Below are 12,345 nucleotides of genomic sequence, written 5' to 3' on the forward strand. Positions count from 1 at the left end.
ATCACCGCGATAGTCCACGAGATACCGGGAGGCGGCCGGGAATGGGCCTGTTCGGCAAGCGAAAGAGCCGCGCGACCCGTCGCGCGGAAGCCCGCGCGATCAAAGCCCGCGCCAAGCTCGAGGCCAAGCTGTCGGCCAAGAACGAGGCGCGCCGCATCAAGGCCGCCCAGCGCGCGGAATCAAAGGCGCTCAAGGCGCAGCTGAAGGCCCGGCGGGACAGCGACCGGGCGGCGCTCAAGGTCGCCGAAGCCGAGCTCAAGGTAGCACGCGAAGGCAAGTTGCTGTCACCGACGCGGATTCGCCGGTTGCTGACGGTTTCTCGGCTCCTGGCCCCGATACTGACGCCGGTGATATACCGGGCCGCGATGGCTGCCCGCGGGTTGATCGACCAGCGGCGCGCCGATCAGCTCGGGGTCCCGCTGGCACAGATCGGCCGGTTCTCCGGTCATGGCGCCCGGTTGTCGGCGCGGGTTGGGGGAGCCGAGCGATCGTTGCGGATGGTGCAGGAAAAGAAGCCGAAGGACGTAGAAACCAAACAGTTCGTGTCGGCGGTGACCAATCGGCTCACCGATCTGTCGGCGGCCGTCGCGGCCGCGGAGCACATGCCCGCAAAGCGGCGCCGGACGGCCCACTCGGCGATCTCGTCGCAGCTGGATGGCATCGAGGCGGACCTGATGGCCCGGCTCGGGTTGACCTAACCGGCGGCCCGATGACCGCAATTGGCATGTCACATCCGCCTCGCGTGCATCGGCGGGTCGGCGGGCAGCGCACTGCACTGACCGCGGGCATCGGCCTCTTGCTGGCCGCCTTGGTGCTGACCACCATCGCGAACCCACCTGCGGCGTTTGCGCACACCGCGCAGCTGTCCACCGCTACGCCCGCACCCGCAGTCGCCGCCACCGACGCGAACGACGTCCCGACGTGGCCATTCGTCGTAGGGACCGTGGCGGCGGTTGCCGTGGCTGCATTGTGGGCCGTTCGGCGCGGGCGCTAACCAATCAACCCCGGTAGCCCGGAAGGTGCGGCACCGTGTCCTGGCATGATGGGACCGAGCGTTTGCGATCTAGTGAGCGACGACAATGCTGCAAAGGAGCGGCCACATGCCAGACCCGCAGGATCGACCCGACAGCGAGCCGAGCGACGCATCGACGCCGCCAGCTAAGAAGCTGCCGGCCAAGAAGGCCGCCAAGAAAGCACCAGCAAGAAAGACGCCGGCGAAGAAGGCACCCGCCAAAAAAACACCCGCCAAGGGTGCTAAGTCCGCGCCACCAAAGCCTGCCGAGGCGCCCGTCAGTTTGCAGCAGCGGATCGAAACCAACGGCCAGCTTGCAGCTGCTGCTAAGGATGCAGCGGCACAAGCAAAGTCGACAGTGGAAGGCGCCAACGACGCCCTGGCGCGCAACGCATCAGTGCCGGCGCCGAGTCACTCGCCCGTGCCGCTGATCGTTGCCGTCACGCTTAGCCTGCTGGCGCTGCTGCTGATCCGGCAACTGCGCCGCCGCTGAACGCGCTGGCACCATAGTGGCCATCTCATTTCGCCCAACCGCTGACCTCGTCGACGACATCGGGCCCGACGTGCGCAGCTGTGACCTACAGTTCCGCCAATTCGGCGGCCGATCGCAGTTCGCCGGACCGATCAGCACCGTGCGGTGTTTTCAGGACAATGCGTTGCTGAAGTCGGTGCTCTCGCAGCCAAGTGCGGGCGGTGTGCTGGTCATCGACGGCGCCGGGTCCCTGCACACCGCGTTGGTCGGTGATGTCATCGCCGAGTTGGCCCGCTCTACCGGCTGGACCGGGTTGATCGTCCACGGCGCGGTGCGAGATGCCGCCGCGCTGCGCGGCATCGACATCGGCATCAAAGCGCTGGGCACCAATCCCCGCAAGAGCACCAAGACCGGTGCCGGAGAACGCGACGTTGAAATCACGCTGGGCGGGGTGACATTCGTTCCAGGCGATATCGCCTACAGCGACGACGACGGCATCATCGTCGTCTGACTATGGCCTAAACCGGCGCTAAACCGTCGCTAAAGCTAAACCCCCACCGGGGCAGGCCTTTTGGCGAACCGCAGACCCTCGTCGTCGATCTTGCCGCGCCGGATGAGCCGGATGTCACGTAGGTAGTTCTGATTCAGGCGCCACGGTGTACGCGAACCCTGCTTGGGCAGCTCGTCCAGCGAGCGCAGCACGTAACCTGGGGTGAACTCCATGAAGGGCCGCTCTTCGACATCTGAGCCCGGTCGCTCGACGACCACGGTGTCAAAACCGTTGTCGTCCATGTAATTCAACAAGCGACAGACAAACTCCGACACCAGGTCGGCCTTCAGCGTCCAGGAGGCATTGGTGTAGCCAACCGTGTAGGCCATGTTGGGGATGCCGGAAAGCATCATGCCCTTGTAGGCCATCGTCGTGGTGATGTCCACTTGTTGTCCGTCGATAGTCGCCGTCGCCCCACCAAAAAGCTGCAGGTTCAACCCCGTTGCGGTAATGATGATGTCAGCCGGCAGTTCGCGACCTGAGTTCAGCCGGATTCCGGTCGCGGTGAACCGTTCAATGGTGTCGGTCACCACCTCGACCTTCCCGTGACGAATGGCCCGGAACAGGTCGCCGTTGGGCACCAAGCACAATCGCTGGTCCCAGGGGTTGTAGTGCGGGCCGAAGTGCTTTCGCACGTCGTACCCCTCGGGTAGCTGGCGCTGGATCAGGCTCAGGAACATCTTCCGCATGCGCCGTGGCCACTTCTGGCAGGCGCTGTACACGGCCGCCTGGCGCAGCACGTTCTTCCACCGTACCGCGGTGTAGGCCATGGTCTCCGGCAGCCAGCGGTTGAGCTTCTCGGCGATGCCGTCCCGGTCTGGCTGCGACACGATGTAGGTGGGTGAGCGCTGCAGCATCGTGACGTGCTTGGCGCCCGAGTCCGCCAGCGCCGGCACGAGCGTGACCGCCGTTGCGCCACTGCCGATCACGACGATGTTCTTAGCGTCGTAGTCGAGGTCCTCGGGCCAGTGCTGCGGATGGATGATCGGCCCGACGAAATCCTCCGAGCCGGCGAATCTCGGCGAGTAGCCCTCGTCGTAGTTGTAGTAGCCGCTGCACAGAAAGAGGAATTCGCAGGTGAGGGCGCTGAGCGTGCCGTGGCTTTGGATGTGAACGGTCCAGCGGTTTTCCGCGGTCGACCAATCGGCACTGATCACCTTGTGGTGGAACCGGATATGCCTGTCGATTCCATACATGGCCGCGGTGCTCTTGACGTACTCGAGGATGGGCTTGCCGTCGGCGATCGCCTGCCGTCCGGTCCAGGGACGGAATCGGAAACCTAGCGTGTACATGTCGGAGTCGGAGCGAATTCCGGGATAACGGAACAAATCCCAGGTGCCGCCCATGGATTCCCGCTTTTCCAGGATGGCGTAGCTCTTGGTCGGGCAACGGTCCTGCAGGTGCCAGGCCGCGCTGACACCGGAGATTCCAGCGCCCACGATGACAACGTCGAGGTGCTCGGTCATGGATCCACGCTATCAACGTAATGTCGAGGCCGTCAACGAGATGTCGACACTATCGACACGTAGTAAGCTGCCAGGGTGACCACCTCCGCGGCCAGTCAGGCTTCGCTGCCTAGGGGCCGGCGCACCGCGCGGCCGTCCGGCGACGATCGTGAACTGGCGATCCTCGCCACCGCCGAGAACCTTCTCGAGGACCGTCCGCTGGCCGATATCTCGGTCGACGATCTGGCCAAGGGCGCCGGTATCTCGAGGCCGACGTTCTACTTCTATTTCCCATCCAAGGAAGCGGTGCTGCTGACCCTGCTGGACCGGGTGGTCAATCAAGCCGACATGGCCCTACAGACCCTTGCCGAGAATCCCGCCGACACCGACCGCGAGAACATGTGGCGCACCGGGATCAACGTGTTCTTCGAGACATTCGGGTCGCACAAGGCGGTAACCCGAGCCGGTCAGGCCGCCAGGGCAACCAGTGTCGAAGTCGCCGAACTGTGGTCGACGTTTATGCAGAAGTGGATCGCCTACACGGCCGCCGTGATCGACGCCGAACGCGACCGAGGCGCGGCGCCGCGCACCCTGCCGGCCCATGAACTGGCCACAGCGCTCAACCTGATGAACGAGCGGACGCTGTTCGCGTCATTCGCCGGCGAACAGCCCTCGGTGCCGGAAGCCCGCGTGCTGGATACGCTGGTGCACATCTGGGTGACCAGCATTTACGGCGAGAACCGCTAAGCCGCACTCGGTCGGGGGTGCTCGGTCGATGCTCAGTGCCAAAGCGGCATGCAGATCTCACGGAGGTCCGGTGGACGATCTGGCAGCCGAAGTGGCGCCTTGGGTAGGCAATGGCGTGCGGTCATATAGGAGCGGGTGCATTCGCATGTCGGACACGTGGCGTTGCCGCCTGGTACCGCGGTGTTCGTGGCCGACAGCGGGCTAATGCGACCCGGTCCACGCCAGGAGCGTGTCGGCCGGCCAGGTGTTGACGATCCGGTCGGCGGGCACCTCCGCGTCCAAGGCGCGCTGGGCGCCGTAGCCGAGGAAGTCCAGCTGGCCGGGTGCGTGCGCGTCGGTGTCGATGCTGAACACGCAGCCGATGTCGCGCGCTAGGTGCAACAGGCGCGTCGGTGGGTCTCGGCGTTCCGGACGGGAGTTGATCTCCACGGCGGTGCCGTGCTCACGGCAGGCGGTGAACACCGCCTCTGCATCGAACTTCGATTCTGGCCGGATGCCACGATTGCCGGCGATCAGCCGGCCGGTGCAGTGGCCCAGCACGTCGGTGTGACCGTTGGCCACGGCGCGCACCATCCGTCGCGTCATCGCTGCCGAATCCATCGACAGCTTGGAGTGCACGCTGGCCACCACGATGTCGAGGCGGTCCAGCATCTCGGGTTCCTGGTCCAAGCTCCCGTCTTCGAGGATGTCGACCTCGATCCCGGTCAGGATGCGCAGCGGCGCGAACTTCTCGCGCAGCTCGTCGATCACGTCCAGCTGCTTGCGCAACCGGTCCGGAGACAGGCCGTTGGCGATCGTCAACCGCGGTGAGTGATCGGTCAATGCGCAGTACTGGTGACCTAGCGCCGCCGCGGTGGCCATCATCTCCTCGATCGGCGCGGACCCGTCCGACCAGTTCGAATGCAGATGCAGATCCCCGCGCAATGCGGCACGGATCGCCCCTCCACCGAGATCCTCAGCGTCAGCGCGTAATTCAGCCAGCAGGTCCGGCTCGCGGCCAGACCAGGCCTGGGCGATGACTTTCGCGGTTTTGGGACCGATACCCGCCAGCGACTGCCAGCTGTTGGCCTGGCCGTGCCGCTGCCGCGCCGCGTCGTCAAGGCCCTCGATAATGTCGGCGGCATTGCGATAGGCCATCACCCGCCTCGGGTCGTGGCGGTTCCGGTCCTTGTAATAGGCGATCTGCCGCAGCGCTGTTACCGGGTCCATTATCGGGCTCACACCAGTTGCCCGAAGACGACCCCGGTGACAACCACCGCGAAGCCGGCCATTTCGCCGAGGATGAGCAACGCCATTAACACCCCCGCACCCTTTGCGGGACGCTCGAATTGGTTCGCGGTGGCACGGCGCGCGCCATGGGTGACATAACTCGCCAACAGGATGGGTTTCGTATCAAATCCGAGGGCACAGTTCATCGCTTCACTGAGTTTAGTTGGGACCTAGGCCCAGATGCCGTCGCGGCCTGGGGCGCCATTGCCCTAGATAACAATCTGATAAAGCGGAGCAAACAAGCTGTGGTGCACACTCGGGCACGTATCAGGTTGGCTACACAGCGAAGCGCAACAGCTCTTCAGTGGTTATCAGGCGCTCGTTCTTGGCGGGGAACTCGTGGCTTTTGACCGGGTGGCGAAACCATGACCAGGCGATTCGCCCCATCCGTGACCGGGGTACTGGGTTGGTACGCACAGCGACACTCCTGCGATCGGACAACTCGACTGGCACCTCACATTAAACCTCTATGTGACGAAGCCCACATCGACTCATTAGACACCTCGGAGCTGGCAAACAGTGAACGGCGCGCCGAGCAATTATCAAATGTTTCTGATGTGACTCTAGTGATTATTGAAGCGGTGCAGCGGTCGGCTTAACAGGCGCCGGCAGGGCACTGGAACCCATCAAGTACCGGTCTACGGCCGCGGCAGCGGCCCGGCCCTCGGCAATCGCCCAGACGATCAATGACTGGCCCCGGCCCATGTCACCGGCTACGAACACACCAGGAACCGAGGTGTCGAAGTCGTCGCCACGGGCCACGTTCCCACGCTCGGTGAACTTCACTCCGAGGTCGGTCAACAGGCCCGCCCGTTCCGGGCCGACGAAACCCATCGCCAGCAACACCAGGTCGGCTTCGAGCTCGAAGTCGGAGCCCTCAACCTTGACGAACTTGCCATCCAGCATGGTCACTTCGTGTGCCCGCAGCGCGCTCACGCGCCCGTCCGTGCCGACGAACGCCTCGGTGTTGACCGAGAACACCCGCTCGCCACCCTCCTCATGCGCGGCCGATACCCGATACATCAGCGGGTAAGTCGGCCATGGGGTGGATTCGGCGCGGGCGTCCGGTGGACGCGGCATGATCTCGAACTGGTGCACGGCGATCGCGCCCTGGCGGTGCACGGTACCCAGGCAGTCCGCCCCGGTGTCGCCGCCACCGATGATGACGACCTTCTTGCCCTTTGCGGTGATCGGCGGCTGCCCGTCCTCATCGAGGACGTCATCTCCTTCTTGCACCCGGTTGGCCCACGGCAGAAACTCCATCGCCTGATGGACGCCCTCCAGCTCGCGGCCGGGAATCGGCAGCTCGCGCCAAGCGGTTGCGCCACCGGCCAATACGACCGCATCGAAATCAGCGCGCAGCTTTTCGGCGCTAATGTCGACCCCGACGTTGACGCCCGGCCGGAATTCGGTTCCTTCGGAGCGCATTTGGTCCAAACGCCGATCAAGATGCCGCTTTTCCATCTTGAATTCCGGGATGCCGTAACGCAGCAGCCCGCCGATGCGGTCTTCGCGCTCGAAAACGGTGACGGTGTGACCCGCCCGGGTGAGTTGCTGGGCGGCGGCCAAACCCGCCGGCCCCGAACCCACCACAGCAACCGTTTGCCCGGTCAGCTTCCGCGGCGGACGTGGTTGCACCCATCCTTCGTCGAAGGCCTTGTCGATGATCTCCAGCTCGATCTGCTTGATCGTCACCGGATCCTGGTTGATGCCCAGCACACACGCCGGCTCGCACGGAGCCGGGCACAACCGGCCGGTGAAGTCGGGGAAGTTGTTGGTGGCGTGCAGCCGTTCGATTGCGTCGCGCCAGCGGCCCCGGCGGACCAGATCGTTCCATTCCGGGATCAAGTTACCCAGCGGACATCCGTTGTGACAGAACGGAATGCCGCAATCCATGCAGCGGGTCGCCTGTTGGCGCAGGCTCTCGTTGTCGAATTCCTCGTAGACTTCCCGCCAGTCTCGCAGCCGCAGCGGGACCGGCCGTCGCTTCGGCAATTTCCGGTGGGTGTATTTGAGGAAGCCGCCCGGATCAGCCATGCGCAGCCGCCATGATCGCCTTGTCGACATCAACGCCGTCACGTTCAGCCAGGGCGATCGCCTGCAGGACCCGTTTGTAGTCACGCGGCATCACCTTGACGAAGTGGCGCTGCTGTCCCGACCAGTCGGACAGAATCCGCTGGCCGACAGCGGAATCGGTAGCGTCGACGTGCACTTGTATGGTGCCGTGCAGCCAGTCCGCGTCATCCTCGTCGAGGGTCTCGAGTTCGACCATCTCCGAGTTGAGGTTGGCCGGCAGTTCACCGTCGGGATCGTAAACATAGGCCACACCGCCGGACATACCCGCCGCAAAGTTACGGCCGGTGCGGCCCAGAATGACAACCCTGCCGCCGGTCATGTACTCGCAGCCGTGATCGCCGACACCCTCTACCACGGCGTGGGCCCCGGAATTGCGCACCGCGAACCGTTCGCCTACCACACCGCGCAGGTAAACCTCGCCACTGGTTGCGCCGAACAGAATCACATTGCCCCCGATGATGTTGTCCTCGGCGACATAATCCTGCGGCGCGTCATCCGACGGCCGCACCACAATCCGGCCACCGGATAGCCCTTTGCCGACGTAGTCATTGGCGTCGCCATACACCCGCAAGGTAATTCCCTTGGGCACGAAGGCTCCGAAGCTGTTTCCCGCGGATCCGTCGAACGTGATATCGATGGTTCCGTCCGGCAAGCCTTGGCCGCCATAGGCCTTCGTCAGCTCGTGGCCGAGCATGGTGCCCACCGTGCGGTTGACATTGCCTATGGTGGTGGAGAAGCGGACCGGCTTGCCGGAATCCAGTGCTTCCCTGCTCATCACGATCAGCTGCTGATCGAGCGCCTTGTCTAGACCGTGATCCTGGCGCGAACTGCAGTACAGATCCTGATTCATGAAGGCCGACTCCGGCTCGTGGAGCACCGGCGCCAGATCCAGCTTATGCGCCTTCCAGTGCGCGCGTGCCAGCGTGGTGTCCAGCGCACCTGCCTGTCCAACCGCCTCGTTCACAGTGCGGAAGCCCAACTGCGCCAAATATTCCCGGACTTCCTCGGCGATGAACATGAAGAAGTTCTCCACGAACTCGGGCTTCCCGGTGAACCGCTCCCGGAGCAACGGATTCTGGGTGGCCACACCAACCGGGCACGTGTCCAGGTGGCACACCCGCATCATGATGCAGCCGGCCACTACCAACGGCGCGGTCGCGAATCCGAACTCTTCTGCCCCGAGCAGCGTAGCGATCATCACATCGCGACCCGTCTTGAGCTGACCGTCCACCTGGACCACAATTCGATCACGTAACCCGTTGAGCAGCAACGTCTGCTGTGTCTCAGCCAGACCCAACTCCCAGGGTGCTCCGGCGTGCTTCATCGATGTCAGCGGGGTCGCGCCGGTGCCACCATCGTGCCCTGAGATCAAGACCACGTCGGCGTGGGCTTTGGAAACGCCAGCCGCAACCGTCCCTACCCCGTTTTCGGAGACCAGCTTGACGTGTACCCGCGCGGATGGATTGGCGTTCTTTAGGTCGTGGATCAGCTGCGCCAGATCCTCAATGGAGTAGATGTCGTGGTGGGGCGGCGGTGAGATCAGACCGACACCGGGCGTGGAGTGCCGGACCTCGGCCACCCAAGGGTACACCTTGTGCCCCGGAAGCTGACCTCCCTCACCAGGTTTCGCGCCCTGCGCCATCTTGATCTGGAGGTCGGTGCAGTTGGTCAGGTAATGCGAGGTGACGCCAAACCGGGCGGAGGCTACCTGCTTAATGGCGCTTCGGCGCCAATCCCCGTTGGGGTCGCGGTCAAATCGCTTGACGTCCTCGCCGCCTTCACCACAGTTTGACCGGGCACCAAGCCGGTTCATTGCGATGGCCAGCGTCTCGTGCGCTTCAGCGGAAATCGAGCCGTAGCTCATCGCCCCCGTTGAGAAGCGCTTGACGATTTCGCTGGCCGGCTCGACCTCGTCCAGCGGGACTGGAGGACGAACCCCGGTACGGAACTTGAGCAGACCACGCAGCGATGCCATCCGCTCGCTCTGGTCGTCGACCAGACGGGTGTACTCCTTGAAGATCTTGTACTGGCCGGTTCGCGTGGAGTGCTGCAGCTTGAACACAGTCTCCGGGTTGAACAGGTGGTACTCGCCCTCGCGGCGCCACTGGTATTCCCCACCCACCTCGAGTTCGCGGTGAGCGCGTTCGTCCGGCCGGTCCAGATAGGCCAGCCGGTGCCGGGCTGCGACATCGGCCGCGATGTCATCCAGGGTGATCCCGCCGGTGGGGCAGGTAAGCCCGGTGAAGTATTCGTCGAGCACTTGCTCGGAGATGCCGACAGCCTGGAACAGTTGCGCACCGGTGTAGGAGGCCAGCGTCGAGATGCCCATCTTCGACATCACTTTCAGCACACCCTTACCTGCGGCTTTGATGTAGTTGTTCAGCGCCGCCGTACGGTCGATGCCCTCGATAACACCGCGGTCGAGCATGTCCTCGATCGACTCGAACACCAGGTAGGGGTTGATCGCGGCCGCGCCGAATCCGACCAGCGCGGCCATGTGGTGCACCTCGCGGGCATCACCGGACTCGACCACCAGACCCACTTGGGTGCGGGTCCGTTCCCGAACCAGGTGGTGGTGCACTCCCGCAACGGCGAGCAGCGACGGTATCGGAGCCATTTCCTCGTCGGACTCGCGGTCGGACAAGATGATGATCCGAGCGCCGTCGGCGATTGCCGCCGCCGCCGCGCCACGTACCTCTTCCAGCGCGGCAGCCAGCCCAGCACCTCCCTCGGAGACCCGGTACAGACAGCGAATCACCTTGGACCGCAATCCGTGTGGGCGCCCATTGACCTTGTCGTTGGGATCGAGGCTGACCAGCTTGGCGAGCTCGTGGTTACGCAGAATCGGCTGGGGCAGCACGATCTGGTGGCAGGAGTTCTCGTCCGGGTTGAGCAAGTCACGTTCGCCGCCGGTGGTGCCCTGCAGGCTGGTCACCACCTCCTCGCGGATGGCGTCCAACGGCGGGTTGGTCACCTGGGCGAACAGCTGATGGAAGTAGTCGTAGAGCATGCGCGGACGCTGCGACAACACCGCAACTGGAGTGTCGGTGCCCATCGACCCGATTGGCTCGGCACCGAGCCGAGCCATCGGCGCTACCAGCAGGTTGAGCTCCTCGTAGGTATAGCCGAATGCCAACTGCCGCATGACGATTCGATGGTGGGGCATCCGCACGTCTTTGCCCTCCGGCAATTCGTCGAGCGGAACTAGTCCGTTGTCAAGCCACTCCTGATACGGATGCTCGGCCGCCAGGTCGGCCTTGATCTCCTCATCGGAGACGATGCGGCCCTGCGCGGTGTCCACCAAGAACATCCGGCCCGGCTGCAGCCGCATCCGGCGCACCACCGTCGACGGATGCAGGTCCAACACACCGGCCTCGGAAGCCATCACCACCAAACCGTCGTCGGTGACCCAGATTCGCGACGGGCGTAGGCCATTGCGGTCCAGCACGGCGCCCACGACGGTGCCGTCGGTGAACGTCATCGACGCCGGGCCGTCCCACGGCTCCATCAACGAGGCGTGATACTGGTAAAACGCCCGCCGCGCGGGGTCCATCGACTCGTGGCGCTCCCAGGCCTCAGGGATCATCATCAGCACCGCGTGGGCCAGGCTGCGTCCGCCCAGGTGCAGCAGTTCGAGCACCTCGTCGAAGCGCGCGGTGTCCGAGGCACCCGGGGTACAGATCGGGAACAGCTTTTCGACATCGGCCGCCGACCCAAAGATGTCGGTCTTGATCAGCGCCTCGCGGGCCCGCATCCAGTTCTCGTTACCGGTGACGGTGTTGATCTCCCCGTTGTGCGCGATCCGCCGGAATGGATGCGCCAGCGGCCAGGACGGGAAAGTGTTCGTGGAGAACCGCGAGTGCACGATGCCTAGCGCGCTGGTCAGTCGCTCGTCCTGCAAATCGAGGTAGAAGGCCTTGAGCTGCGGGGTGGTCAGCATGCCCTTGTAGACGAGCGTCTGGCCGGACAGGCTCGGGAAGTACACGGTTTCCCGGCCCGGCCCGTCTTGACCCGGACCCTTGGTGCCGAGTTCATGCTCGGCCCGCTTGCGGACCACATAGCAGCGCCGCTCCAACGCCATGCCGGACGCGCCAGCCAAGAACACCTGCCGGAAGGTGGGCATGGCATCACGGGACAGCGCGCCCAGCGATGAGTCGTCGGTGGGGACGCTGCGCCAACCCAGGACTTGCAGCCCCTCGGCCTCGGCGATTTTCTGTACGGCGGCGCAGGCCGCGGCGGCGTCTTTAGATGACTGCGGCAAGAACGCGATACCCGTGGCATAGCTGCCTGGGGCAGGCAACTCGAAATCCACGGCTTCGCGAAGGAATTCGTCCGGAACCTGAATCAGGATGCCCGCGCCGTCACCGCTGCGGGGTTCGGCGCCTTGCGCGCCCCGATGCTCGAGGTTGAGCAGGGCGGTGATCGCCTTGTCCACGATGTCGCGGCTACGACGGCCGTGCATGTCCACAACCATGGCAACCCCGCACGAATCGTGTTCGAACGCGGGGTTATACAACCCGACGCGCTTAGGCGTCATACCCACCTAACCCTTCAGCAGACTTTCTGCGCGGCCGCCTTTGCGGATTCGACGGGGCCGCACCCGGAGGTAGCGGGCAAGACCCCTTCGGTCTTGTCGATAGGCTGTCCGTCAAGCGGGCGTGATCCGGTCGGGGCTTCGTCCGTGCAGCAGTGAACGCTTGGCCCTGGAATCGGACTCGACAAGTCGTAAAACGATATGACAAAACCCGCTTGACATGCCAACTTTCCCAATACT

At 64.2% G+C, this 12,345-nt stretch carries 10 protein-coding genes; 5 read left to right on the forward strand and 5 right to left on the reverse strand.

From position 1 onward, the window contains the following. The first annotated feature begins 41 nt into the window (after nucleotides 1-41). From FF952_RS20280 to rraA, 4 genes are all read left to right on the forward strand, one after another. Nucleotides 42-698 carry a DUF6474 family protein gene (locus tag FF952_RS20280; RefSeq protein WP_003399771.1) on the forward strand — a complete coding sequence of 219 codons (657 nt, stop codon included), beginning with the start codon at nucleotides 42-44 and terminating at the stop codon, nucleotides 696-698. 11 nt (nucleotides 699-709) lie between these two features. Continuing rightward, nucleotides 710-994 carry a hypothetical protein gene (locus FF952_RS20285; protein ID WP_003399775.1) on the forward strand — a complete coding sequence of 95 codons (285 nt, stop codon included), beginning with the start codon at nucleotides 710-712 and terminating at the stop codon, nucleotides 992-994. Between the two features lie 106 nt (nucleotides 995-1,100). Further along, nucleotides 1,101-1,505: an Rv3852 family protein gene (locus tag FF952_RS20290; protein ID WP_003399779.1), complete on the forward strand. Its 405-nt coding sequence runs from the start codon at nucleotides 1,101-1,103 to the stop codon at nucleotides 1,503-1,505. A 16-nt stretch (nucleotides 1,506-1,521) separates the two neighbouring features. Then, nucleotides 1,522-1,995 carry a ribonuclease E activity regulator RraA gene (gene rraA, locus FF952_RS20295; protein ID WP_003399786.1) on the forward strand — a complete coding sequence of 158 codons (474 nt, stop codon included), beginning with the start codon at nucleotides 1,522-1,524 and terminating at the stop codon, nucleotides 1,993-1,995. Nucleotides 1,996-2,030: 35 nt separating this feature from the next. Here rraA and ethA read toward each other — a convergent pair whose 3' ends face one another. After that, nucleotides 2,031-3,500 (reverse strand): FAD-containing monooxygenase EthA, encoded by a 1,470-nt coding sequence (ethA, locus tag FF952_RS20300; RefSeq protein ID WP_003899731.1) that lies wholly within the window; start codon nucleotides 3,498-3,500, stop codon nucleotides 2,031-2,033. Between the two features lie 75 nt (nucleotides 3,501-3,575). Here ethA and ethR point away from each other — a divergent pair, with 75 nt between their 5' ends. Next, nucleotides 3,576-4,226, forward strand: coding sequence for an HTH-type transcriptional regulator EthR (gene ethR / locus FF952_RS20305; RefSeq protein ID WP_003399797.1), 651 nt, complete (start codon nucleotides 3,576-3,578; stop codon nucleotides 4,224-4,226). A 201-nt stretch (nucleotides 4,227-4,427) separates the two neighbouring features. On the opposite strand, the gene FF952_RS20310 is transcribed toward ethR, so the two are convergent. The 4 genes from FF952_RS20310 to gltB form a co-directional block, all read right to left on the reverse strand. Further along, nucleotides 4,428-5,435 carry a PHP domain-containing protein gene (locus tag FF952_RS20310; RefSeq protein WP_003399801.1) on the reverse strand — a complete coding sequence of 336 codons (1,008 nt, stop codon included), beginning with the start codon at nucleotides 5,433-5,435 and terminating at the stop codon, nucleotides 4,428-4,430. A gap of 8 nt (nucleotides 5,436-5,443) precedes the next feature. Continuing rightward, nucleotides 5,444-5,641: a hypothetical protein gene (locus tag FF952_RS20315; RefSeq protein WP_003399803.1), complete on the reverse strand. Its 198-nt coding sequence runs from the start codon at nucleotides 5,639-5,641 to the stop codon at nucleotides 5,444-5,446. A gap of 424 nt (nucleotides 5,642-6,065) precedes the next feature. Beyond that, the gene (locus FF952_RS20320; protein ID WP_003899732.1) at nucleotides 6,066-7,532 is read right to left on the reverse strand and encodes a glutamate synthase subunit beta; all 1,467 of its coding nucleotides are present in this window, start codon (nucleotides 7,530-7,532) and stop codon (nucleotides 6,066-6,068) included. Next, entirely contained in the window at nucleotides 7,525-12,108 is a 4,584-nt protein-coding gene (gene gltB / locus FF952_RS20325; protein ID WP_003399810.1) for a glutamate synthase large subunit, read from the reverse strand. The genes FF952_RS20320 and gltB overlap by 8 nt, the downstream gene beginning before the upstream one ends. Between the last annotated feature and the right edge of the window lie 237 nt (nucleotides 12,109-12,345).

Origin of the sequence: Mycobacterium tuberculosis complex sp. N0072, from assembly GCF_030323725.1 — a bacterium.
Taxonomy (GTDB): Bacteria; Actinomycetota; Actinomycetes; order Mycobacteriales; family Mycobacteriaceae; genus Mycobacterium; species Mycobacterium tuberculosis.